The organism is Pseudochrobactrum kiredjianiae (assembly GCF_030362795.1).
GTDB lineage: Bacteria > Pseudomonadota > Alphaproteobacteria > Rhizobiales > Rhizobiaceae > Pseudochrobactrum > Pseudochrobactrum kiredjianiae.
Genome location: NZ_JAUCBM010000021.1, coordinates 1 through 23,680, shown reverse-complemented (window position 1 = coordinate 23,680; position 23,680 = coordinate 1). Strand labels below are relative to the sequence as shown.

General features: G+C 58.1%; 28 protein-coding genes and 1 pseudogene. 10 read left to right on the top strand and 19 right to left on the bottom strand.

The features are described from left to right. Positions 1-26 precede the first annotated feature (26 nt). The 5 genes from QUF18_RS19010 to QUF18_RS18990 all read left to right on the top strand — a co-directional run bounded on the left by QUF18_RS19010 (position 27) and on the right by QUF18_RS18990 (position 3,208). A complete protein-coding gene (locus tag QUF18_RS19010; protein WP_004357630.1) occupies positions 27-458 on the top strand; it encodes a GlcG/HbpS family heme-binding protein in 432 nt (143 codons plus the stop codon). A gap of 47 nt (positions 459-505) precedes the next feature. Further along, the gene (locus tag QUF18_RS19005; protein ID WP_004357632.1) at positions 506-811 is read left to right on the top strand and encodes a DUF1330 domain-containing protein; all 306 of its coding nucleotides are present in this window, start codon (positions 506-508) and stop codon (positions 809-811) included. Positions 812-962: 151 nt separating this feature from the next. Beyond that, positions 963-1,433, top strand: coding sequence for a TlpA family protein disulfide reductase (locus QUF18_RS19000; protein ID WP_011191345.1), 471 nt, complete (start codon positions 963-965; stop codon positions 1,431-1,433). 3 nt (positions 1,434-1,436) lie between these two features. Continuing rightward, on the top strand, positions 1,437-1,949 hold the full coding sequence (locus tag QUF18_RS18995; RefSeq protein ID WP_004357637.1) for a DM13 domain-containing protein: 513 nt from the start codon (positions 1,437-1,439) through the stop codon (positions 1,947-1,949). Further along, positions 1,937-3,208 carry an MFS transporter gene (locus QUF18_RS18990; protein ID WP_004357638.1) on the top strand — a complete coding sequence of 424 codons (1,272 nt, stop codon included), beginning with the start codon at positions 1,937-1,939 and terminating at the stop codon, positions 3,206-3,208. Before QUF18_RS18995 ends, QUF18_RS18990 begins: the two co-directional genes overlap by 13 nt. 30 nt (positions 3,209-3,238) lie before the next feature. Here QUF18_RS18990 and QUF18_RS18985 read toward each other — a convergent pair whose 3' ends face one another. From QUF18_RS18985 to QUF18_RS18950, 8 genes are all read right to left on the bottom strand, one after another. Beyond that, positions 3,239-3,640 (bottom strand): RidA family protein, encoded by a 402-nt coding sequence (locus QUF18_RS18985; RefSeq protein ID WP_004099044.1) that lies wholly within the window; start codon positions 3,638-3,640, stop codon positions 3,239-3,241. A gap of 106 nt (positions 3,641-3,746) precedes the next feature. After that, the gene (locus QUF18_RS18980) at positions 3,747-4,196 is read right to left on the bottom strand and encodes a hypothetical protein (protein ID WP_004099042.1); all 450 of its coding nucleotides are present in this window, start codon (positions 4,194-4,196) and stop codon (positions 3,747-3,749) included. An 87-nt stretch (positions 4,197-4,283) separates the two neighbouring features. Further along, complete coding sequence (locus QUF18_RS18975) at positions 4,284-4,856, bottom strand: hypothetical protein (protein ID WP_116089486.1); 573 nt, start codon at positions 4,854-4,856, stop codon at positions 4,284-4,286. A gap of 94 nt (positions 4,857-4,950) precedes the next feature. Continuing rightward, positions 4,951-5,919 (bottom strand): magnesium and cobalt transport protein CorA, encoded by a 969-nt coding sequence (locus tag QUF18_RS18970; RefSeq protein WP_289388828.1) that lies wholly within the window; start codon positions 5,917-5,919, stop codon positions 4,951-4,953. Further along, positions 5,916-6,620, bottom strand: coding sequence for a glutathione S-transferase N-terminal domain-containing protein (locus tag QUF18_RS18965; RefSeq protein ID WP_289388826.1), 705 nt, complete (start codon positions 6,618-6,620; stop codon positions 5,916-5,918). Before QUF18_RS18965 ends, QUF18_RS18970 begins: the two co-directional genes overlap by 4 nt. Positions 6,621-6,759: 139 nt before the next feature. After that, positions 6,760-7,299: a peptide-methionine (S)-S-oxide reductase MsrA gene (gene msrA, locus QUF18_RS18960; protein WP_289388825.1), complete on the bottom strand. Its 540-nt coding sequence runs from the start codon at positions 7,297-7,299 to the stop codon at positions 6,760-6,762. Between the two features lies 1 nt (position 7,300). Beyond that, positions 7,301-7,744 (bottom strand): peptide-methionine (R)-S-oxide reductase MsrB, encoded by a 444-nt coding sequence (gene msrB / locus QUF18_RS18955; protein ID WP_116089488.1) that lies wholly within the window; start codon positions 7,742-7,744, stop codon positions 7,301-7,303. 146 nt (positions 7,745-7,890) lie between these two features. After that, on the bottom strand, positions 7,891-8,766 hold the full coding sequence (locus tag QUF18_RS18950) for a LysR family transcriptional regulator (protein WP_289388824.1): 876 nt from the start codon (positions 8,764-8,766) through the stop codon (positions 7,891-7,893). A gap of 229 nt (positions 8,767-8,995) precedes the next feature. On the opposite strand from QUF18_RS18950, the gene QUF18_RS18945 reads away from it, so the two are divergent. Both QUF18_RS18945 and msrA (QUF18_RS18940) read left to right on the top strand, forming a co-directional pair. Next, complete coding sequence (locus QUF18_RS18945; RefSeq protein ID WP_116089482.1) at positions 8,996-10,228, top strand: bifunctional alpha/beta hydrolase/OsmC family protein; 1,233 nt, start codon at positions 8,996-8,998, stop codon at positions 10,226-10,228. Between the two features lie 107 nt (positions 10,229-10,335). Next, positions 10,336-10,793: pseudogene (gene msrA / locus QUF18_RS18940) on the top strand (peptide-methionine (S)-S-oxide reductase MsrA). A gap of 82 nt (positions 10,794-10,875) precedes the next feature. On the opposite strand, the gene QUF18_RS18935 reads toward msrA (QUF18_RS18940), so the two are convergent. The 9 genes from QUF18_RS18935 to QUF18_RS18895 all read right to left on the bottom strand — a co-directional run bounded on the left by QUF18_RS18935 (position 10,876) and on the right by QUF18_RS18895 (position 19,713). Beyond that, positions 10,876-11,370, bottom strand: a complete 495-nt coding sequence (locus QUF18_RS18935) for a MarR family winged helix-turn-helix transcriptional regulator (protein WP_219628103.1) — start codon at positions 11,368-11,370, stop codon at positions 10,876-10,878. Positions 11,371-11,687: 317 nt separating this feature from the next. After that, a complete protein-coding gene (locus QUF18_RS18930) occupies positions 11,688-13,226 on the bottom strand; it encodes an IS3 family transposase (RefSeq protein WP_112013580.1) in 1,539 nt (512 codons plus the stop codon). Positions 13,227-13,370: 144 nt separating this feature from the next. Beyond that, positions 13,371-15,419, bottom strand: a complete 2,049-nt coding sequence (locus tag QUF18_RS18925; protein ID WP_092160933.1) for an ATP-binding protein — start codon at positions 15,417-15,419, stop codon at positions 13,371-13,373. Next, complete coding sequence (locus tag QUF18_RS18920) at positions 15,416-15,946, bottom strand: hypothetical protein (protein WP_092160927.1); 531 nt, start codon at positions 15,944-15,946, stop codon at positions 15,416-15,418. Before QUF18_RS18920 ends, QUF18_RS18925 begins: the two co-directional genes overlap by 4 nt. Beyond that, the gene (locus tag QUF18_RS18915) at positions 15,946-17,265 is read right to left on the bottom strand and encodes an SIR2 family protein (RefSeq protein WP_092160926.1); all 1,320 of its coding nucleotides are present in this window, start codon (positions 17,263-17,265) and stop codon (positions 15,946-15,948) included. Before QUF18_RS18915 ends, QUF18_RS18920 begins: the two co-directional genes overlap by 1 nt. Then, positions 17,262-17,633, bottom strand: a complete 372-nt coding sequence (locus QUF18_RS18910; protein ID WP_092160925.1) for an XRE family transcriptional regulator — start codon at positions 17,631-17,633, stop codon at positions 17,262-17,264. The genes QUF18_RS18915 and QUF18_RS18910 overlap by 4 nt, the downstream gene beginning before the upstream one ends. Positions 17,634-17,637: 4 nt before the next feature. After that, positions 17,638-18,003: a type II toxin-antitoxin system RelE/ParE family toxin gene (locus tag QUF18_RS18905; protein ID WP_092160924.1), complete on the bottom strand. Its 366-nt coding sequence runs from the start codon at positions 18,001-18,003 to the stop codon at positions 17,638-17,640. A gap of 43 nt (positions 18,004-18,046) precedes the next feature. Next, a complete protein-coding gene (locus tag QUF18_RS18900; protein WP_092160923.1) occupies positions 18,047-18,463 on the bottom strand; it encodes a thermonuclease family protein in 417 nt (138 codons plus the stop codon). Next, entirely contained in the window at positions 18,460-19,713 is a 1,254-nt protein-coding gene (locus QUF18_RS18895; protein WP_092160922.1) for a tyrosine-type recombinase/integrase, read from the bottom strand. The genes QUF18_RS18900 and QUF18_RS18895 overlap by 4 nt, the downstream gene beginning before the upstream one ends. A gap of 179 nt (positions 19,714-19,892) precedes the next feature. Here QUF18_RS18895 and QUF18_RS18890 point away from each other — a divergent pair, with 179 nt between their 5' ends. Next, on the top strand, positions 19,893-20,153 hold the full coding sequence (locus tag QUF18_RS18890) for a hypothetical protein (RefSeq protein ID WP_289388823.1): 261 nt from the start codon (positions 19,893-19,895) through the stop codon (positions 20,151-20,153). A 274-nt stretch (positions 20,154-20,427) separates the two neighbouring features. Here QUF18_RS18890 and QUF18_RS18885 read toward each other — a convergent pair whose 3' ends face one another. Next, a complete protein-coding gene (locus QUF18_RS18885) occupies positions 20,428-21,195 on the bottom strand; it encodes an IS6 family transposase (RefSeq protein ID WP_213630892.1) in 768 nt (255 codons plus the stop codon). 68 nt (positions 21,196-21,263) lie between these two features. Here QUF18_RS18885 and QUF18_RS18880 point away from each other — a divergent pair, with 68 nt between their 5' ends. Next, positions 21,264-21,530, top strand: coding sequence for a hypothetical protein (locus QUF18_RS18880; protein WP_289388821.1), 267 nt, complete (start codon positions 21,264-21,266; stop codon positions 21,528-21,530). Between the two features lie 7 nt (positions 21,531-21,537). Beyond that, positions 21,538-22,116 (top strand): His-Xaa-Ser repeat protein HxsA, encoded by a 579-nt coding sequence (gene hxsA, locus QUF18_RS18875; protein ID WP_289388820.1) that lies wholly within the window; start codon positions 21,538-21,540, stop codon positions 22,114-22,116. A 415-nt stretch (positions 22,117-22,531) separates the two neighbouring features. On the opposite strand, the gene QUF18_RS18870 is transcribed toward hxsA, so the two are convergent. Next, positions 22,532-23,619, bottom strand: a protein-coding gene (locus QUF18_RS18870; protein ID WP_113946470.1) for an IS3 family transposase whose coding sequence is annotated in 2 segments (ribosomal slippage) — positions 22,532-23,358 and positions 23,358-23,619 — 1,089 coding nt in all. Because the reading frame shifts where the segments join, the coding sequence is not laid out codon by codon here. Positions 23,620-23,680 lie beyond the last annotated feature (61 nt).

Below are 23,680 nucleotides of genomic sequence, written 5' to 3'. Positions count from 1 at the left end.
GATTACGCCACGGCGAAGGAAATTTCATGACGAAATCCATTGCCACCGCCTCGATCAACCGCGAAACCGCCGTCGCCCTCATCGACGCGGCGATCGCCGCGGCACGTACAATCGGCATCCCGGCTGCGGTCGCCGTCGTCGACGCCACCGGTAACCTGCGCGCGTTCGAGCGCACTGATGACGCGCCGTTTCTCACCGTCGATGTTGCCATCGACAAGGCTTGGAGTTCCGCCTCGTTTGGGTACCCCACCCATGTCTGGAACGACTATGTTTCGAACGATCCAAAAGTGGCGCCGCTGGCCTATCGCCCCCGGATGGTCGCTGTCGGCGGAGGCTATCCGATCCTGGAAGACGGGAAGTTGATCGGCGGGATCGGCATCTCCGGAGGCAACTATCAGCAGGATCAGGATGCGTGCGTCGAGGCACTCACGAAAATCGGGTTCGAGCTGCCAGCCTGACGACTTTAAGGCCATCGCCAGCGGCGGTGGCCTGCAGATGCGACCTTATGAAAGACTTTAAGATGGAAGCGTTCGTCGTCTTCACCCGCGAAGAAACCACCGATCCGGAAGAACTCGCAACCTATTCTGCAGGCGTCGGCCCATCGTTCGATGGCCACGACGTAACCTTTCTCGCCGCTTATGGCGCGATGGAGCATTTGGAGGGGCCGCCCGTCGAAGGGGCCGTAATTTTGCGGTTCCCGACGATGCAGGCCGCCCGTGATTGGTATCATAGCCCCGCCTACCAAACCATCGCTGCGCACCGTTTTGCCGGTTCCCGCTATCGCGCCTTTGTCATTGAGGGGCGGCGGTGACACACCGACGGAAGAACGGCGGGGCTGGCCACGAGGTATCGGTCGGCGAACTCGCATCCTACAACCTGTAGGGGATCAAGGCGGTGAGGTTCGCGTGCCATCGCCACACGCGACCACTCATCGGACTTCTGCATCGGAATTGGAGGATCAGATGAGCGTCGACGAACGACAAGCCCCCGAGCTGCGGGTGCAGAGATGGATTGGCGCGGATGGAGAAAGCATCGCGCCGCTCAAGCTGTCGGATCTCGGCACCGGCCCGAAAGTCCTCTTCGCCTTCCAGCACTGGTGCCGTGGCTGCCATTTGCATGGATTTCCGACGCTACAAAGGTTGCATGGTGCATTGAGCGCCAAGGGCGTGGGCTTCGCGGTGATCCAGACCGTCTTCGAAGGAGCGGATGAGAACACCTTCGAGAAGCTGCGCGTGAACCAGCTCAAGTATGCGCTTCCTGTCGCGTTCGGTCAGGACGAGCCACCTGCCGGCGCGACGCTTCCCACCTTCATGGAGGACTACCGCACGCGGGGAACGCCCTGGTTCTCCGTGATGGACGCTGGCGGCCGCATCGTATTCTCGGACTTCCATCTCGACGCCGATCAGCTCGTGAAGGGACTGGAGCTGGTGTAACCGATGCGGCGCTGGGTCATCCTGATTGCCACCCATCTCGCGATGCTCGCCATGGGCTTCGCGGGCGGTGTCTACACGCTGCCGATCCTGACCGCCCCCCAGGCCCCGGACGCGGCGGCCTTGCGGACCATCTCAGCCGAGACGCTCTACGCAGGGCGTCTGGCCCGCGATCTCAAAGGCAGCGACCTGCTTCACTGGGGGGAAGGCGAGATCCGGGTCTCGCGCGACCGTATCGCCCATATCGGGCGCCTCGCCCCTGGTCCCGACTACAAGCTCTACCTCGCACCACGTTTCGTCGACACGAAGGAGGCCTTTCTCCTAATCAAGGACAGATCAGTCCGCGTGGGCGATGTGAAGACGTTCAACGGCTTCATCGTCGAGGTGCCTGCCGGCATCGATGTCCGTGACTACAACACGGTCGTCATCTGGTGCGAAGCATTCGACCAGTTCATCAGTGCGGCAGAGTATCAACCCTCAAGTCAGGCCCGAGAACGAGCCCGGCGATGGATACCATGAGGTCGGCGGGCAAGCGCGGCCTCGTTCTCGCGCCGGTGGCGGCGCTGCTGCTGAGCGTCGCCGCTCTGCTGCTGGGCAATGGCCTGCTGAGCACGCTCCTGATCGTGAGAGCCGGCCATAAGGGGTTCTCGACCGGCGCGATCAGCGCGATGATGTCCTTCTATTTCGCGGGTTTCACGATCGGCGCGCTCGTGTTGCCACCGATCATCGTCTCCGTGGGACATGTCAGAACCTTCGCCGGCTTCGCGGCCATTGCCTCGATGACCGCCCTTCTCCATGTGGCGTTCGTGGAGCCGATCGCCTGGATGCCGCTTCGCCTGATTACCGGCTTCGCCTACGCGGGCATGATCCTCGCAACGGAGAGTTGGCTCAACGCCCACGCATTGCCATCCACACGCGGGCAGCTCCTGTCGATATTCGGAGTTGTCTCTATGGGCTCATGGGCAATCGGGCAGGCGTTACTCAACATCGCACCGCCCGCCGACGTGACATTGTTCCTCATCGTGTCGCTGCTGATATCAGCGGCGGTGGTTCCGATCACCTTGCTGCCCAGTCATCCGCCGGCCCAGGTGGAACAGGAATGGGTCGCGTTCAGGGACCTCGTCCTCGTATCACCTCTCGCTGCGGCTGGCGCTTTCCTGGCCGGCCTGGCTATCGGTGGTTTCTGGGGCATGGGCGCGAACTTCGCCCAGAGCATCGGCCTCGATGTGGGCGGTATCTCCGCCTTCATGGCTGCGGTTCTTGGTGGAACGCTCGCCTTCCATTGGCCACTCGGTTGGCTTTCGGATCGAGTGCCCCGGAATCTTGTCATCGCCGGTGCGGCGCTGGCGTCCGCAGCGTCTGCCATCGGCGTAGCGTTGGCGGTGGAAGCGCCTCTGCCGCTGCTCCTTGCGGCAGGTGCGCTGTTCGGCGGCTTTGGCATCCCGATTTATTCGTTGTGTCTCGCCGTCGCAAACGACGATCTTCCGGCCGGTCGGCTACTCGGCACCGCGCGCGGGCTTCTGTTGCTCAACGGGATCGGGACAGCCGCTGGCCCCCTAATAGGAGCAGCTGCAATGAATATCGTCGGCCCTGGCGGCCTGTTCCTTTATGCGGCGGCGTTGCTCACGCTCCTGGCAGTGCTGGCCATCGCCCGCAGGCAGCCGAGGCGCGCCAACCAGGCCAAGGCGGCCCCCCGTTCTCCGAGCACGCCGATGATAACCGGATCTCTCGATACGATGATATGCATGGAGAAGCGGGCGCAGGGCGTGCGGGATTAGCGCGGCACGGCGCCTGCACGAACCGCGGGGTCAGGCGATGATAGCTGTTACGCGAATTTCGATACGCATGGTTGGAAGCCCCAGCGCTTCGATTCCCAACTGCGTCCAGATTGGAGCGCGGTCGGGCATGTAGTGGCGATACAGCTTGGCCATTGTTTCGTTGATCACGGGAGGGAATCCACCGACGTGATAGGAATTGACGTGGACCACATGCGGCCAGCGTGCTCCGGCGGTCGCGAGCGTCCGTTCCACGTTCTTGAACGCCTGCTCGATCTCTTCCTCAATCGACTCCGGAATGACGAGATCGTCGTTCCATCCGCCCTGTCCGGAGATCTCCACGCGGTCACCAATGCGCATTGCCTGAGAATAATGAAGCGCGTCATGCAGGCGCGTCCCGTATCCGGGGGTGATGAAGAATGAAGGTGTTGTCATGAGTTTGCCTTTGATGAGCCAGGTCAACGCGGCTGCAAGTGACCGTATGCATGCAGAAAGAGATGCAGGGCGTTCGGCACTAGCGCGCCGGCTGCGGTGGAGGGCTTTATTCCACGTCTTCTACGGTGAGGTCCCGGCCGTTGAACTGCACGGTCTCCCCGGCTCGGGCACCCTCGATCGCTTCGAAGATCGGCGCCATCGTGGAAATGCCCATGAGCTCACGCCCCTGACAGGTAAACTTGCTCGTTGACACCGCGATCACAAAGTGGCGGCCGGACAGCTTGACGACAGCGCCTTCGTTGACGGCCAACTTGGGGCCGAAATCGATCGTCCTGAGCTTTTCGAGTTTATTGGCGTAGTCATGGAGCGTGTCATCGAGCGCTTCAGCGAAGTCGCTCGCGACCTCGGCCTGAGCTAGTTCGTCGTTTTCGATCGGTTCGCTCCGATCGAGCCGAGCGGTAGAGACATAGTCCAGGTAGTTTTCGCGAGCGCTGTGCAACGCTGCTGTCTCCAGCAAGAGCATAGTTTCTCGTATGTGGTCCTTGTTCCAGTCCATAATCACCTCCTAATTTTCGATGTTCTTAAAGTTCAGCCTGCAGATGTGTGGGCCAGGAAGGCCAGCCTTTCCGGCTAAGCGACACCGCTATTCGTCGCTGATGACGTCTTCGCCCTGGTATGGAACCCTGATCAGCCGAGGATCTCGAATGATGCTCGTGACGAGCCAGACATATTCCTGCTCGGCGGTATCGAAGCCGAGGATGCTGAAGGATTGGCCGAAAGGGCATGGCGGGAAGTCTGGAAAGCCCTCGCGCAGAACGTAACGCTCGGGATCGCTGTGAAACTCGCTCTTGTAGACTTTCCGTAGTCCGTGCTTGCTCGGCGCGTCCTGGTCACCTGCCGGTGCTGTTTCCCGATGCGCCACAAGGCGCTCGGACAAGTCGCGGGGGCAGATTTCGTGAAACACGTCGAAGGCGTCGATCAACAAGCCCTTATGCGCGGTCGCTGGATCGGTGATTGCGTAGATGTTGGAGGCGTCTTCGCCGTCATCCCCGCTCTCGAGGCGTAATGCCGCATCGACGCGAATGGTGCACGCGTCGAGGATCGATCCAAGTTCGAGATCAACGAGATTGCCGTCCTTGACGCGGTATTCGCGGTCATAGCCCTTGGCGATGAACGACTGGACTGCTTCTAGAACGTCGGTCACTTCGGATGTCATGCGCGCACTTTCATATCGAGTTGGATTGGACGCGCTTCCGCACAAGTCGTGCTTTGGTCCATCAGATGACGGAGAAGAGCGCGGAGTGCGGAGTTCATAGCCACTTGGACTTCTTGAAGCGCACGAACAGGATGAGGCTGGACACCGCGATCAGCCCGAGCACGACGAAGTAGCCATAGGTCGTGTTCAGTTCCGGCATGTTCTTGAAGTTCATGCCGTATATTCCGGCGATCGCCGTCGGGACTGCGAGTATCGCCGCCCAGGCAGCGAGCTGGCGGGTGACCACCCCGATCCTTTGCGCTTCCAGAAGGCTGCTGGCCTCAAAGACCGTGGACAGGACAAGCAGGAGGCCGTCGACCATGGACTGCACGCGGTGGACATGGTCCGCGACGTCGTGGAAATATGGTGTCATTTCGGCGCTGATGCAGGGAAAGTGGCCGCGAACGAGCTTTTGCACCAGCTCGGCCATAGCCCCGAGCGTGCGCTGGAACCGCGTGAGTTCGGACCTTAGTTCGAAGATTCGCGCCACCTCTTCTGGCCCGAGGAAGTCGTGCAGCGACCGTCGTTCCATGGCCAGGACGTCGTCCTCGATCATTTCGAAGATGGGCAGATACTGGTCGACCACGCGGTGCAGGATCGCATGCAGCACATAGTCGACACCCTTGCCGAACTGCGTCGGCGATGCCTCGAGTTGCGCCCGAAGTTTGCCCAGCGCTCCGGCGTTGCCGTGCCGCACGGTGATGAGGTGATTGTGACCGGTGAAGATCGCCATCTTGCCGTAGCTGATCCGGTCGCCGACCAGTTCGGCGGTCTGCGCGACGATGTATAGCTCGCCGTTGTAGACGTCGAGCCTGGGCGGGCACAGCGGGTGCATCGCGTTATCGATTGCCAACGGATGGAGGTGATACGTCGCCTGAAGCGCGTGAAGTTCGTCGGCGGTGGGATCCAGAAGAGCGATCCAGCAGAAACCCGAGCGACCCTTGTCGAGTTGGACGCGCTCGTCGATCGCGATTTCCCGGATTCGCTTGCCTTCGTTGTAATAGTAGGCGGCGATGACGCTCATGCCGACCTCGCAGGGATTTGCAGGCCACGCTGCACTGCCGGTCGAGCCAAGCCACGGCCGAGCCATTTCTGGATGTTCGAATAGTCGCTGAGGCTAAGGATGTCGCCAGCAGCGTAGAGTTCAACCAGCGCATTCACCCAGCCGAGCGTCGCGATGTCCGCAATCGAATAGTCGTCGACGAGCCAATCACGGCCTTCCAGTTGGCGATCCAGGATGCCGAGGAGACGCTTGGATTCATCGACAAAGCGCTGCCGAGGCCGTTTGTCCTCATAGTCCTTACCGCCCCACCGCAGGAAAAAGCCAAGCTGACCGAAGATCGGCCCGATGGCCGACACCTGGAAGAATACCCAGGCCAAGGTTTCGTAACGTTGGGCGGGTGAACTCGGAATGAACTGGCCCGTCTTGTCGGCCAGGTAGATAAGGATCGCACCGGATTCCCAAACGGCAATGGGGTTGCCGTCCGGGCCCGCCGGATCGATGATCGCCGGTATGCGGCCGTTCGGGTTTAACGAGACGAACGCTGGGTCCTTCGACTCGTTGTTCGAGATGTCGATCAGGTGGGGCTCGTACGGCAGGCCAGTCTCCTCCAGCATGATCGAGGCTTTGACGCCATTGGGCGTTGGCGCGGCGTACAATTGCAGGCGGTCGGTATGAGAGGCCGGCCAGCGCTGCGTGACCGGAAATGATGAGAGGTCTGGCATAATTCTGCGATCCTGTTGCTACGACGGCGGCTGACTCAAATGACCACCTCATCAATGCGGGGTCCGATGACCGCGTCGTTTGACGACACGGTCAAGAAGAGTGCGAACCCGAGCGGCGCAGCGGCAACGTCAGTGAAGACTATTCCGCTGCGGTGTCGGCCGCAGGCTGCACATCGCCAGCCTCACGCCGCTTCGGAAGAACCCAGTCGGGACGGGGGAAGTGGCATGTGTAGCCACCCGGCCGTTTCTCCAGATAATCTTGGTGGTCGGGCTCGGCCTCCCAGAAATCTCCGACCGGGACGACTTCAGTGACCACTATGCCTTTCCACAGCCCGGAGGCATCCACGTCGGCGATCGTGTCCTCGGCGACGCGCTTCTGCTCCTCGTCGACGTAATAGATGCCCGACCGGTAGGAGAGCCCAATATCACCGCCCTGGCGGTTCTTGGTCGTCGGATCGTGGATCTGGAAGAAATATTCCAGGATGTTCCGGTAGCTCGTCACCGCCGGGTCGAAAACGATCTCGATCGCCTCGGCATGCGTGCCGTGATTGCGATAAGTGGCGTTCGGAACATCGCCGCCAGTGTAACCTACACGAGTCGAGACGATGCCGGGCCGCTTGCGGATCAGATCCTGCATGCCCCAGAAACATCCGCCTGCGAGAATAGCGCGCTGATGCATGTTAAGCCTCCTCTACCTGATCGAGATATTCACCGTATCCCTCGGCCTCCATTTCGTCGCGCGGGATGAAGCGAAGGGACGCTGAGTTGATGCAGTAGCGCAGACCGCCGCGGTCGGAAGGACCATCTGGGAACACGTGGCCGAGATGGCTGTCGGCATGTACCGACCTGACCTCCGTCCGGACCATGCCGTGTGCGCTGTCCCGCACCTCGTTCACGTTTGCCGGAACGATCGGCTTGGTGAAGCTGGGCCAGCCAGTACCCGAATCGAACTTGTCCGTTGAAGCGAACAGCGGCTCGCCCGACACTATGTCGACGTAGATGCCAGGCTCCTTGTTGTCGTTGTGCTCGCCCGTGAAGGGCCTTTCGGTCCCCGACTCCTGGGTAATCCGGCGTTGCTCGGGGGTCAGGCGGTCAACTGCTGTCTGTGACTTTTCAAACTTCATGATAGTCTCCAATAATTAATCTAGAGAGCTAGACACACTGTCATTTATCTTGGCAGTCATCGCGTCGACTATCGCAGTACGCCTCAGATTTGTCCAATACGCTGCGCGTATAGTTTCCATAGCGCCGAAGCTCTTCAAGTCGTAATTCAGTTCCACTCGTACCGGGCTGCCAGTTGCGCGATCTTCCGTATCTCGACCGTTGCCGTGGAGCCGGATACCGTCGCGATCACGACTTCGCGCTCCAAGTCAAATCCGTCGATCGGCCGAGTAACGAGGCCTTGCACGGTGGCCGATCGTTCCGGAAGAATGCATATGGCGTGGCCGTCAGCGACGACCCGTTGCACCCAGTCCTCGCGATCTGATCGAAAGCGGGGTTGCATGAGCAAGTCCCGCGGCGCGAAGTGATCGAGGATCTGATCGCGAAACTCGCATTTCAGGCGATCAACGAAAGGAAATTCGAGTAGGTCCTCGCCGCTAACGATCTCACTGGCTGCTAAGGGATGGTTTGCAGAGCAGCCGAGCACGAAGCGCTCCCGAAATAGAGGATGCACATCCAGCTTGCGTTCCGGTCTTGTTTCACGCGGCATGATGCACGCGTGGTATTTTCCTGAAAGCACCTCCGATGTGTCCTCGTTCGACTGGAGCGAGTGCAGCTTGATTTCGATGGATGGCATCTCCGCCAATGCGCTCTCGAAGAATGCCGTAAATTCCTTTGGTCCGACGGTGGGCGCGACGGCAACATCCAGCACGCGGTGCCCCCCCATCGCCCAGTGCTCCGAGTGATTGCGAACGCTCTTCATCGCGACCACCATGCGCCGGAATTCTGCCTCGACGTCATGGCCAAGGCCAGTCAGGCGGCTATTCTTCCCGTCGCGATAGATCAGCGGCCCGCCAAGCTCATCTTCCAAGCGGCGGATCGCGCGGGTCAGACTTGGCTGTGACACACCGCTCAAGCGAGCGGCCGCTGTGAAATTCAGCGTCTCGGCCAAGTTGATGAAATAGCTGACTTGATTGAGTTCCATAGTCCTTTGGCCCATGCGCCTGACTGATGCCTCTTCCGTGAGACCGCCTTCGGAGAGCAGGCCGCAGAAGTATGCTTGGCGCATATAATCACGATCTAGGGGCTTGTCTATATGCGCGAGGCATATAAATGATACCCTGAGATGACGATTATTCGTTTGGCGGCGCGCTCCGCTCAGTTCCGTCGAAGGTTCTGGGAGCGGAACGGCCAAGCCAATTGCTGGAGGTTCGATGGACATGGCAGAAAAAACATTCACGTTTGCTATTGGGGCTGGCTCTCAGCTTTCCGGGCACCTCGAACCGCCGGAAGGGACGCCGCGGGGCTGGGCGATCTTCGCCCACTGCTTCACCTGCGGGAAAGATAGTCGCGCCGCCGTTTACATCTCGCGCGCGCTGTCGCGTGCGGGCATCGGGGTCTTGAGGTTCGATTTCGCCGGGACCGGGATCGGTGGTGGGACGGGAGAACCTGTGAACTTTGCGTCGGACGTCGAGGACCTACGGGCAGCCGCAAAGGCTATGGCGGCGGCGGGCATGTCACCGTCCCTCCTCGTCGGGCACAGCCTGGGTGGCACCGCTGCGATCGTAGCCGCCGCCGACTTGCCTGATATTGCGGCGGTCGCGACGATTGGTGCGCCGGCCGACCTTCAGCATATCTTGCGCCTCTTCGGACCGAATGATCTGGACACCATCGCGAGCGAGGGCGAGGCTTCGGTGGAGATCGCCGGTAGGCCCTTCCTCATTCGCCGCGGGTTCCTTGAGGCGGTTGAGGGGATCGACGTCGAGAAGTCCATTGCCTCTCTGCGACGTCCGGTGCTCGTGATGCATTCTCCGCTGGATCAGGTGGTCGGGATCGACCACGCGTCGCGCATCTTCGTCGCCTCCAGGCATCCAAAAAGCTTCATCTCTCTCGACAACGCGGATCACCTTCTCACCGATGTTTCAGACGCCAACTACGCCGCGGCTATGGTGGCGGCTTGGGCAAGCCGCTTTCTCCCACCACTCACCACGGATCTTCCGCAGGTCGAGGTCGCCGAGGGCGTCGTCGCCACCGAAACTCTTGAGGGGACGTTCCAGCTCAAGGTCCGCAGTGGCGAGCACACTCTGTTCGCCGATGAGCCAGCGACGGTCGGTGGTCTCGGAACCGGCCTATCTCCTTACGAACTGGTATCCGCCGGCCTCGCAGCCTGTACGGTGATGACGATGCGTCTCTATGCAAACCGCAAGGGCTTTCCGCTCGAACGGGCGAGCACGACCGTGCAGCACGAGAAGGTGCCGGACATGATGCCGCCCGACCGATTCACCCGCACCATCGCCCTCGATGGGCCGCTGAGTGATGATCAGCGCGCTCGAATTCTCGCGATCGCTGATCGGTGTCCGGTTGATTTAACTCTTGTCCGGGGTTCCGACGTACAGACCGAGTTCTCGAGCACCAATCAGGCTGCGGATCCCACGAGGCTGGCTTGACCTTGGCGCTTGCAGAGAAAGGCGAACGGACTGTGAGCCAATCAGCTACCGGTAATGAGGCGGTCGCAACAGAGCGAGCGGTTCTCGCAGGCGGCTGCTTCTGGGGCATGGAGGATTTGCTGCGCCGAGCGAAGGGAGTCGTATCGACGCGTGTCGGTTACATAGGCGGAGAAATGCCTGATCCGACCTATGCGAGACATCACGGTCATGCGGAAGCAGTGGAAGTGACCTTTGACCCTTCCGTTCTCAGTTATCGCTCTCTCTTGGAGCTCTTCTTCCAGGTCCACGACCCCACAACCTACGAGCAACAGGGCAGCGATGTCGGTCCGAGCTATCGATCGGCAATTTTCTATACCACCGAGATGCAGAAGGAAGTCGCCCTGGCGACCATCGCCGAGATCGAGGCATCAGGTCGCTGGCCTGGCCCGGTCGTGTCGGAAATCAATCCGGAAGAACCCTTTTGGGAGGCGGAGCCAGAGCACCAAAGATACCTGGTACGCTATCCTGGGGCTATAGTTGCCACTTCGCGCGTCCGACCTGGCGTTTGGATAGATCAGCTCAATGAGCAAGTCGGAGATACTGTCTTAATACCTGGAGAATGGAGTCGAAAGCGCGACGCGTCGCTACAGGCCGAGATTGCGAGCCTTCTACGCGTCGTCGCTCTTCTCACGGTCTACACCTCGTTCATACAATTCGGCATCAATGGGGCAGTTCGTGCAACCCTCGTAGCAGCACAGCCGGCAGATGCGGTATGACTGCTCCAGGTTTTCCAAGCGATTGCGAAGAACGCGTTCAGCGATGTCCGATAAGATTTTCAGTTCGTCTGGATTAAGGATCGATAGCCCTTCGGCAATCACTTGATCGCGCGAGGCTAGGACCTCGTCGCTCGCGACCTTGCCAACTGTAGTAAGATAGAGAGATCGCGCGCGCCCGTCTGTCGAATGCTCCCTACGCTCGATCAATCCCTCGGTGGCCAATCGATCCACTAGGCGAACGGTCCCCGCATGTGAAAGGCCCACCCCGACCGCAAGCATACGGATCGAGAGCCCGGGCTTGTGCGCGAGCAACGCCAGCGCTGAGGCGGCGGGTCCAGCTTCCGGCGCCCGCGATGAACTAGCGCGAACGATGTCGTCGCTGATCATGAGTGCGAACGCCCCAAAAATGTTTCGATCTCGAGGTCCATCCATTGCCACATCTATATGTGCGCGGAGCATAGACAGCAAGTCATACCGTGGTCTTCTTCCTCCGGGAGGCTTATGGAAAAGGTCTTGTTTTAAAAGGGTTTCGGAGGATTTCGACTGATCAAGCGCGCCGAAGAAAGCGGGTCCGGCCCGTCAAGGCCGCGGAACCGTTGATACCTGGCGGCTATAGGGCGAGCCTCTCCGCTCGGAATCGCCATAGTGTTGATTGTCACTGAGAACTGACCCAGTGGGGGTGCGGACAAAAACTTGGACTGGTTTTACGTCACAATGCCAAGACTGTTTCGATATTCGATTGGGCTTCGAGCGCCAAGCGCTATCTTGATCCGTTTCTCGTTGTACCACCGAATGTAGCCATCAACTTCATTGATAAACTGCTCGAGTGTGGTGTTCTTCCAATCGCTGGGATAAAAGAACTCTGTTTTCAGCCTTCCGAAGAAGCCTTCGCACGCAGCGTTATCTGGGGAGCACGCCTTGCGGGACATTGAACGCACCAGCTTCGCATGACTAATCCTCGATAGCCAACCCGGCCAGCGATAGTGTGCACCACGATCAGAATGCAATATTGGCCGCTCATCTCTACCTGTGAGAGTTTCTATGGCGGTATCGAGCATCATATTGACCAATTCCGCATCGGGTTTCGTTCCGATAGACCAGCTGATAACCAAACCATCGAAACAGTCGATGATGGGTGAGAGATACACTTTGCCAGCCGGGATATGGAATTCAGTGATATCGGTCAGCCATTTCTCGTTTGGGGCTGAGGCCTGGAAGTCGCGATTAATAAGGTTCTCGGGTGCCGGACTGATTTCTCCAAGATAAGAGCGGTATCGACGCCGCTTTGGCGTGGCAACGATCAAGTTCTCCTGCTTCATCAAGCGCTGCACAACCTTCTCTGAGATTGTAACGCATTGTTTGGCCAATGACGCCTGTAGCCTGCGGTAGCCATAGCATCGACGGTTGGCTTCGAAGATTTCGGTGATGTTCTGACGTATAGTGAGGTACTTGTCGGTCACCCTCATACGGGCTCGATGATAAAAATATGAACTGCGCGCCAGTCGCAACTGAGCAAGCAGATCGGAGAGTTGATAAAGATCTTTTAGGGCGTCAACCAACAGCGTTTTCTCCCGATTACTCAGGAGTTGCAGATCGACGCCCAGGTCTTTTTTTAGAATTTCATTCGCTTTCTTCAAAAGGTCGTGCTCAAGCTGCAGTTTCTGTATATCGTGCTGCAGTGTTTCGAGCTGACGCTCTAATTCTTCTCGCTCTGGCACTGGCGGCGAGTTGTTCTTACGTTTCATGATTGCAGGAGCCTCCGGACCAAGTAACTGGTTTTTCCAGTTATACAGTGTCGGTCTGCATACGCCGAGCTTTTCAGCCAGGGACTGCGCACTTTCTTGCCGATTATAAAGCCCCACGACGCCAGTCTTCTTCAATGTCTCCGGATATCGTGGAGGAGCAGCCCTACCAACTGTAGATTCTTGAGCTTCAGGGAACGCCTCCCGAACCCATGCGGTCAACATTGCACGACCAGGATAGCCCAAGGCGCGCATCGTTGCAGAAACACAACGACCATGCGTGCGGTAGTGCGCAACAGCCGCTTCCTTCTGGGCTTGTGTAAACTTCGGGGCTCGAGGTGCAAATCCTAAACGCAGTTCAAGATGTTGCTCATATTCCAGGTACCAGCCCTTCAAAGCGTTCTTGCTTGGATAGCCCAACTGGCGAATAGTCGCTTTCGGGCGCTTGCCCAGCTTGATGTAAAGCGCAACTGCTCGTATCCGGTCTTCGTAGGAATACATGAACTACCTCCATGATAGTCCAAGTTTTTGTCCGCACCCCCACCGGGTCAGTTCTTAGCGGCAATCAACACGCCAGGTCGCTCCAAGGGCCGTGCGCTTGACGCTCGCGCGATGCCGGAGGTTCGATTTGCGCGCTCTCGGCCTTCATGCAGTGACAACACCACGTAGAACACCGACCGGCATTGGATGGATTTCTTGGTCAATGACAACGCTTGTGGCGCCGAGCGGACCAAGGTCGATATCGAAACGCCGGCCTCCCTCCGTCGCGGTGCTAACCAAGCGCCGGCACAGCAGATCGGCCAGCGCAGGGTCCTCGACGGCGCAGATGATCTGGCGCCCATCCAAGCGGAGAGCGGCGAGCACTTCGACCAAGTGAAGCGCCCGGAAATCATCGATATGTTGAACGGGATCGTCGAGGAGGAGAGACCTGAGTGGCGTCCAAGCGCGCGCAAGATGGACTGAGAGAAGGAAGGCCAAACCTGCTGCGCGGCGCTGGCCGCTGCTGAAGACAAATTGCGGGTTCAGGCCGTCTCCGACCTTGAGGCTGAGAAATCGACGGACGTCGCCGCGGATGCTGTAATCGATCGTCCGCCAGTCGGCATGCGGTCGCAGGCGCTGATAAAGTTCGTTGAGTAGCGGACTGATCTGAGCGAGCCGTTCATCAATGATTTCCGCGCTCACGCGCCTAACCGAGCGTTCGATCTCACGAGCTGCTGTGACGGCGTTCTGCGACTGGCTTACCGCTCCGGCCAGTTTCTCTATTTCAGCTCGCAGAGCCGAGATGTTGCTTTCGATCGACGACATCCGCGAGACCGCTTGAGACGCTTCCAGGACCAGAAGCGCGCGCTCAAGATCAATGAAACGGTCGCGTTCGACAGAGATGGCCTGCTCCAGCCCGTCAGGATCTTGGATGAAGCGGTGATCGAGCCCCCACTGCGTGTAGAAACCGACATGCGCGGCTTCCTGGTCGCGCAACTGGCGCAACTCGTCTGCATGACCTTCGACTACAGCGGCCGCTGCCTTGAAGGCCAAGCTGGGTTGCTGTGCGTTCTCCTTCGCGGCCGCGAGAGCATCGCGGGCTCCCTGAACGCCCGACGCCAGCGAAATAATGCGGGACCGGGCTGCGGCTAGACCTGCTGCGAACTCATCCAACGTCCGGTGGGCCGCACAAAGTGGGCAATGATCGTCGTGCAATCCGAGGCGCTCACCGTGCTCTACGAGAATGCTCAGAGAGGCCGCGATCGCGTCAACCTCTTCCTCACGGCCGAGGCGCTGTTCGGCATCCGAAACGGTGTTCTGGGCGGACTCGTGGTCGCGCTGGGCAGTCTCATGCGCAACCGATGCGGCCTCGCGTTCGGCAAGCGCCTCCGGTGCGTTAAAGGCGGCCTGTGTCGCTGCGACTTCACGACCGAGTTGAAGCGCTTCCCCCATCCGGGCCAACCGGGCGCGTGCGTTCGCCAACGCATTTCGACCTGCGATCAGGCGAGCACTCAGCTCGGGGGGCGCATCTGGGGCCGCTGTGGCGATCACCTGAATTGCGGCGGAGACATCACCTGACCGGCTCAGTGCGGCTTGCGTCTCCGACTGCTGCGTAAGCCTGTCGGCCAGCCGCGTGCGAGCATTGTCATAGGCGGCTTCATCCTTGGCGTGGGCAGCTTCGGCGGCCGCCACGACTTCCTTTGCTCTGCTGCCCGCTTCGGAGCCTTCCACTGCGCCGAGTGCCGATCGGACGAGATCGAACCTCTCCGTTTCGGTAAGGTCCAGGCTGAGCGCCGCGATCCATTCGTCGCGGATGATCGACGTCCGGGTGAGCTGACGAAGCGCGTCGTCCGGCGCAGGACCGCGGCAAAGCGCAGCTTTGATCTCCTCTGGCGAACGATCGGAGCCGGACTCCCGAGTCCGCTTGATAGTGAATGGTTTCCCGTCATCGTCGATAAACGAAGCCGTAACATAATGGGCTTTGGGCACACCTTCGCCACGCCACCAGAGATAATCGCTGAGGCTCTCTTTCGCGGCTTTCTCGACGGCGTATTTGTCGATGGAGCCGGTGATCGCAAATTCGACTGCATCGCATAGCGTGCTCTTGCCCACGCCGTTGCGGCCGGTGATGACGGTGAAGCCACGACCGAAGTTGATTCGGACGAGATCCCTAAATCCGCGAAAACCGCATATTTCGATGAAATCGAGCCTCACGAAGTCGCTCCCAATATGCGAGCGACCTCTGCGGACGACGTGTCATTGAGGAACGCCGTGACGGCGTCCGCCGGAATATCTTTGAGCCGGGTGCGAAGTCTCGTCTCGAAGTTAGACGCGCCGAGCAGTGGCTTCGAGCGGATCGAGAGCAACGGCAGCAGCGCCTTTTCGACGTCTTCCGTTGTCGTGATCGAGGCTCTAGCGATCTTTCGCGTGAGAGAAAAATCCTCTTCGATTCGCTCGATCTCTCGTCCGCGGCGCGGATCCTGATCGGGGGTCAGCAAGACCGAATAGACGTTCCAGGCCTTTGCTCCGGCGCCGCGCAACGAAGCGGCATGGCGTGCAAGAGCAACCTGTTGATTTGCTTTCCAGCCACCGAGGAGCGCGTCCGCGGTGTCGAAGACATGGACAAATCCCATCAGCGCCGCGTTCTCGAAGCAGGTTACGGGACCTGCGGAGCCGGCCCATGTCCATGTCTCGTACTGGGCGTCGCGTAGGACGATTTCGGCTTGTATAAAGATGTCCATTAGATGCCCAGCGCGCCTCTTGCCCCTTGGAGGTCGAACCATTCGCCCGCCGCGTCAGGGCGAATGACGTCGCCTGCGCGCCCGCTGCGAACCACGTTGTCCGGGACGCCCAAGTCGGTCGCACCGACCGCAACAACAATGTCCGACTGCATCGCAGCGGGCGGTTCAACAAACTTTCCCCGCAGCGTCCCGAGGATGGACTGCGTCCCGTTGATGACGCGAATGCTTCGACCGTTTAGCTCATAGCCATCGGCGCGTTGTACGGCTCCAGCCTGGCGCAGCAGCAGATGAAAAAAGCCCAGCGCCTCGGGACTGCCGGGGCGCAGCAGCTTCGCCGGCTCCGCCGCCGGAACGCCTTCCGCATCTCGCCTGAGGCCATACAGCGCCTCGCTGTCGAAATCCCCGATTTCAAGCCATGCCGGATCGCAATCGACGCCGGTCGCTTGCTCGAAGGCCGCCCGTCCAGCGTCGAGGACTTGGCGCAGATAGTTTGATGAGAACGCGCGGCGAAGCTCGTCCAAGGCCACGGCTCCCGACTCCTGGACATGCTCAAAGGTCACGTTTTGCGCGTGCGCTATCTGCCAAAGCTGCGGCGCCTTCTGCTCGAGCGCGTTTGTCGCCGAGAGATCGATGACCGTTACAGACAGAGGCTGCACGTCTATCAGGGCTTCGCCGATTACGGCGTTAAGATATTCCCAATCCGACCAGAACCCGACGACGAGAAGATCCTTATGCCGAAGGTTCGCTGCCATCCACACCTTGCTTCGGGCAATGCGGGCGGAAATCGTCGGATCGTCGAGCTGCGACGTCGCCCAGACGGTGGATGGCCTGTCGCGGTGGGAGCAACCATGGAATTTCAGCAAGGGTGCCTGACGAATGGCGTCGCCAATGGCCTCGTCGCCGTCGAGCGAGCCGCGAAAGTCAGCGCCATAGTCCCATGCGCGACGTTCGATCAAAGTGTCGTAATTGCTCGATATGCCGGCGACGGCGGCGCGGGTGATAAGGAAGTCCGCTATCGCGGCGTGCCCTGTGTTGGAAGGGCGCACGAAAGCAGGCCAAGGCACCAGATGTTCGATGAAGACCGACTGCAGGGTGCTCAGGCCGGCAAAGTGCTCAGCGAGAGCCTCAAGATTATCCCGAAGAACAAGGTCGCAGGTCGGGTCCGATTCAAGACGGTATTTGTCGAAACAGCGCTCGGCGACCGCGCGCGCTGACGGCAGGCTGCTCGGTGGCGCCATTGACAGCCCAGCACCGCAGACAACCAGCAGGCGGCCCGCATTCATGGAAGCTAGAAGCCGAGCGATCGTCTGAGGAGTCAAGCAATCCTCCGTCGAGGCCCAGCCCTGCGACCAGACGCTTTCGTGGTCGGCTGAGCGAGATCGCCTAAATGTTCGATCCGCACCGGAGGCCGGGCCGGTAGCTTCACCGTTAGTTCGAGCTTCCCGCCAATAGCCTCGACGTAGCTACGCAGCGTCGAGAGATACATATCCGCCTGGTTCTCGATCTTGGAAACGGAAGGTTGTTTGATGTTGAGGGCCGTTGCGACATCTTCCTGGGCCTTGCCGGCGATCTGCCGCAATTCGCGGAGTCCTTCGACCTCCTGCCGAAGCTCGTCATAGCGCGCTTCAATCTGCTCCTGCTGGTCGCGGGGCAGGGAAGCAATGACCTCATCGAGGCTCCGTCCCATAGGATCATCCTTTCTTCGCAGATTTCAGGTTTCCCAAATGATCGGAAAACCGGCTGTCCGCCTTTGCGATAAGCTGCTTGTAGAAGCGCTTCTGGCTGCCGCCCGATTTGTCTCCCGCGACGAGAAGAATAGCCTTCCGTTCGGGATCGAAGGCGAAGGCAGCACGCCATTCGCCATCGGCAGCCGAGAAACGCATCTCCTTCATGTTAGCGTGTTTCGAGCCTTTGAGCGTGTCGGCATAGGGCCGACCGAGCTGCGGGCCGTATTCGCCCAGCAGCTTCGCGACCGCCAGCAATTCGGTCTGGACCTCGCGCTCGAAAGCCAGAAACTCCGCCTCGAAGGCATTATGGAGTCTGACGTTCCAAGTCATATAGCCTCCAAGCTATATCGAGTCAATGGTGAGATGGATCGCATCAGTTGCCGCCCTCGGCTACGCCGGCCTGACGCAGCAGGTCGCCAAGACTGGCTCCGCTGATCCGGCAGCGCGCGATAACGCGGTCAAAGGACCGGACACGGCCGCCGTGCCCGTGCTCGGATGCGCATATGACTTCGCGCTGTAGGGCCAGGCGTTCGAGCGCCGCCTTGGCCGCAGGACCGCCGGGAGTGTGTAGTTCCGGGGCATTGAAATCGGCGAGGCGGACTTCAATCCACTCATTGGGGTCCGCCGTTCGCCCGACACAGAGGCCGTCGCCATCTCCCACATATCGGACGATGCCGGAGAACTGGACGCCTGCCCGCGTGGGGAGAGTGCCTTCGCACGGATCTGCGTGGGCCGGGGCGGCGTAGCCGAGCGTGGCGGCGGCGGCCAGCACGAGAAGCCGACCGCTCACGCTGCCTTCTTCAAGGCGCCGTCGCCTTTCTTCTTTGCCAGCATCGCGCGGACGAATTTGTCCCACTTCGCCATGCCGGCCCGCTTCTCGGGCATGTAGTTCCAGCGGTCGTAGTTCTTGGAGCTGACGTCCTGAAGCGCGTGGTTCTGGAGACGGTCGCGGATTTCCTTCGAGACGCCCGCCTTGCCCGCCAAGGTCTTGAAGGTGCGGCGGAGATCGCGGTTCGTCACATAGGGGATGACGCCGCGATCGCGCTGGCGCCACATGAACGAGTAAAGCGTGCCATGGCTGACCGGCTTCGACGGATCCGTCGCGGATGGGAAGAACCAGCCATATTCGTTCACGTTGATGGCTTCGAGCAACTCGGCGGCGAGCGACGGCACTGGGACGGCATGCGGCTGAAGGTTCTTGGTCTTTGACCAGTCGATGATCCGCTCCTTGGCATCCCATTGGTCGATGTGGAGGCGAGCGATTTCCTGGACCCGCTGGCCGGTCAGCATGAGAATGCGAACGGCGCGGGTGTAGGGCGGGTGGATGGGCGTGTCGGGGCTTTCCAGCCAGCGATAGAGACGGACGAACTCGTCCTCGTCGAGCCAGCGCGTGCCCTGGACCTTGGGTTCGGTCGGAATGCCTGTGGCCGGATTGAAGGGAATTCGGAAACGGCGTGGCGAAGTGTTCCGATAGTCGTTGTCGGACTTCATGCCCCAGCCAAAGGCTGCGTGAATATAGCCGCGGACGTGGTCGGCCATCGCCCGTGCCCCACGGTCGTAGATTGGTCGGATCACCTCGACGATCTCATCGGGCTCGATCTCGCGAGCGAGACGGTTGCGGCCAAGCGTGTCGGCGATCTTGTTCAGGCCTTTTTCCGTTTCCTTCCACGACGGCTTGCCTGCGCTCTTGAGCGAGGCGACATAGCCCTCGAACAGGTCGGCGACAGTTCCGGGCCGCGTATCGGTCGCGATCCTGATGCTCCGGCCCTTCTGGATGACGTCGGCATAGTCGCGCTTGAAGATCGCGCGCGCTTCGACGAGGGGCATGGATGGATAGGCGCCGATCTTCTTTTTGGCGCGCTTGCCGTCGCGCCATTGCTGCGCCATCCAGTCGGCGGTCACGCGCTTGGGCATGGGCTTCAGGACGAGGACGAGCCGTCCGGTCCCGCGCCCTTCGCCGTCGGCGAGGTTTTCTTGCTTCTGGCTCGCTTCGACCCGCTTCAACGCATGTCGGATCGCGGTATCGGTCAGGCTTGGCATCACGTTTCTCCTGTCCCGCAACTGGGATCGGTCAAGGAGAAACGGGGATCGTTTGCTGGGGGCGGAATGCCGTTTCTTACCCCTTAAACCGCCCCCAATTTGCCAAAACCGCCCCCACTACGCAAGACCAAAAATACGCGAATTTCCTAGTGATTCAGCGTGCTTGTGCGTGATCCAACGTGATCGATTTGAGCGAGTGGGATGGTTATGAGCAAGCCTTAAACGCTGCTGGAACTGATCCTTATGGAACAGTTGTTTCAACCAAGGCTGCAAAAGAAATCGCAACGCAAATAGCGAATGAAAAAGCTGCCGCTGATAAAGTAGCCAAAACAAAATCCGTACCAAGCCCAAAACCTAAAGCTGTAGTCCGGTCAGCACCGGCCGCAGAAAAGAAAAGTGTTGAAGTCACTAAACCTAACTCAACACGCGGTCTTTATTAAGGTGTGAAAATGCGAAATTTCTTTAAAACTATCTGCATCGTCTCGGTATTAATATCAGGCTCTGCATTAGCTGCAGACCCTGTAATTCTCGACCAAGTGCCTACACCACCTGAGAGTGACGGTATCGGAATTTGGGGCGCTATTGCTTATTCACAAGTTGATCAAAAGCGCGGTATTTTTTGGGGTGCAGATACACGCCAAGAAGCTGAAGATACAGCTATGGGCTCTGTTGCAAATATTCCGGTTGGTTGGAGAGGTCCTGTTTTCTCCGCGGTCACACGTGCTGACCTTCGAGATTCTGCGCGAGCAGCGCCACCGCCTCTGTGAGTGCACTCGGTCCAATGCCGAAAGCTCGTTCAACAATCCGGGCTTCTCCACGAATGTCGCCGGTGAGATTAAAAATGGCAGCTTGTCCTTTGCGTAACGCCCGCATGACCTCAAAACCCTTGATCGTCGCATAGGCTGATTTCAAGGTCTTGAACCCTCGCACCGGCTTGATCAGTTGTTTCAGCTTGCCATGATCCGCCTCGACAACGTTGTTCAGATACTTGACCTGCCGGTGGACGAGCTCATTTGGGCATTTGCCTTCGGCCTTGAGTTGGGCAATCGCGATGCCGTAGGCCGGCGCCTTGTCGGTGTTGATAACGGTTGGTTTTTCCCAATCCTTCAAGCCATTCAGCGCCTTGCCCAGAAATCGCTTGGCCGCCTTGGCATTGCGGGTCGACGACAGATAGAAATCGATCGTGTTACCGAACTTGTCAACCGCCCGATACAAATAAGTCCATTGTCCACGGACCTTCACATAAGTTTCATCCACACGCCAGCTCGTAGATTGTGGCCGGCGCCAGTGCCAACGCAGCCGCTTTTCGATCTCCGGCGCGTATTTCTGCACCCAGCGATAAATCGTGGAATGATCAACTCCCACGCCTCGTTCGCCCATCATCTGCTCAAGATCACGGTAACTGACACCGTAGCGACAATACCACCGCACTGCCCAAAGGATAATCTCACCCTGAAAATGGCGCCACTTGAAATCAGACATTTCCTGCTCCTGTCACTCAGAACAGGCTATTATCTGTCAAGCAATGTGGTTTTTGCAACAGAGCCCGTATGAACTGGAATACCCTTTTCTTTGACAGTTCGAATTCTTTTGTGGAGTTGGGTGCTGGACTGGACATTGTGCGAAGTAGAGGGCTGGAAGCTAAACTTTATAATTTTCCACTTTGCACTGTGCCGGAAGCTTACAGAGAATTAGCACCAGCAACAATTTCGGACTGGAAAAAGACTTATCTTGAAGAATGCAACGGATGCGCTATTAAAGAACACTGTGGTGGTTTTTTTGAGTGGCACCCGAAAAATCACGGCTATAAGCGCTGAGGATGTTATGAAAAAGAAAGTATTTGCTATTCCATCGCTGTTCGCTGCTGGATTTTTACCGGTTGAAGCCATGGCTATGCCGCCACGACTATCCATCGATGATAGTGGAGAAACGAAGTCATTGTTTGATGTGTTTAAAATGGACCATGATTTCACCCTGGCCGGGCATAGAAGTCACAGTTCGCACCGTAGCCATAGTAGCCACCGTTCTTCGACCGGGGGATATTCTTATCGTAGTCCATCTTATAGTGCACCTTCACCAAGCTATGCTGCGCCTCTATATAATCCTCCTGTGCGCACCGCTCCTGCTCCGAATAAATATCCATCCGCGCCGTCTAAAACCGGCTCCGCGGAGACAGCTACACCTTTAAGGGTGCTTCCAGGGAATGCTGACAAATTTAAGGATATTGTGAAGCAAGTTCAGCTCGCTATGTTTGCATTTGGATATTACACGGGCAATATTGATGGAGTGCTTGGTGAAAGTATGAAGGCTGGACTGCAAAGATTGCAGGGAGACTACGGCTTAAAAGTAACTGGTACCATCACCCCAGAAACTTTGGATGCACTTCGTATATCGGCGAAATAGAATGGCATCACTCATGGCAAAATAGTGTTTTTGCCATATGTTCCAGTTCTCTGGCGGAAATCCCTTGCTGCTATATACGACTGGCTGCTTTGCGCGTAATTCCGGCCGTTCGGCCGGGGCACGCGCTTGTCCGAAAGCGGACATCACCTCACCGCTTGGCCAGCGACCAGATTTGGGGTGGAAAGCGGTTTGTCCGCTCTGAGGAAGCCGAAAGCGATAGCTGCCTTTGATACCAGTCAAATTCCTTGGTACCAAGTCTTATAACACCCATCTAACCGAGGAATCACTTTTTGACGAATCTTTATATGGTTACACCCTTTGAAGCCCGCCCCCGTATCAAAGTTTTTCGAGAAAGTCTTATCAAGTCGATCCCGTGGGTAATACCCCCATTTTTAACGGGGTTCTGGCGTGGAATTTATGCTGCCATTTTCAGTTTCTGCGCGGGTGTTATTCCGCCTATGCCCATATTGGGACGTTCATTGTTGTAAGTCCATAACCAATCTGTCGCGAAGGCTTGCGCTTCTTCAATTGTCTCAATGATATATTGGTCTAGCCATTCGTGCCTGACAGTCCGGTTATAGCGTTCAATATAGGCATTTTGCTGAGGCTGTCCTGGTTGAATATACAAGATGGTAATAGAGTGTTTTTCAGCCCACCCCAGAAGTTTACCACTGATATATTCCGGGCCATTATCAACGCGTATAGTCTCTGGCTTGCCGCGCCATTCGATGATCTGGTTCAAACTTCGAATAACCCGTTCTGTTGGCAAAGAGAAATCCACCTCAATGCCTAAGCCTTCACGGTTAAAATCATCCAGTACATTCAATAGCCGGAATGACCGGCCGTCTGCCAACTGATCTGCCATGAAATCCATCGACCAGACCAAATTAGGTTTTGTTGGAACTACCAGAGCATCAGGTTTATCCCTTTTAAGGCGTTTTCGGGGCTTAATTCGAAGGTTCAGCTCCAACTCACAATAAATACGATAAACCCTCTTGTGGTTCCAGCCATAGCCTTTGACATTACGAAGATAAAGAAAGCACAATCCAAAACCCCATGTCTTTTTAGCTGCCGTTAGTCCAATCAGAAGATCTGCAATTTCTTCATTCTCATGACGAAGAAGAGGGCTATAGCGATAACAGGTCTCGCTTACTTCAAAAGCTCGGCATGCACACGCAATACTGACATCAGGCCGTTTCGCAGCTATCACGGCCATATCTCGACGCTCCGAGCGCCCCGTTACTTTTTTCCAAGAGCTTCTTTCAGTAAGTCATTTTGCATGCTCAGGTCAGCAAACATTCTCTTTAGCCGACGGTTTTCATCCTCGATAGATTTCATCTGGCTGACCATCGAGGCATCCATGCCGCCATATTTCGAGCGCCATTTATAAAATGCTGAATTGCTCATGCCGTGTTCGCGGCAAAGCTCAGGAACAGACACACCACCCTCAGCTTGGCGTAAGATTGCAAGGATTTGTGGATCGGTAAATCTAGTCGTTTTCATAAAAATCTCCTCGTTTATTAAACAGAGAAAATTCCACTTTCAAACACCTTTAATTAAAGGG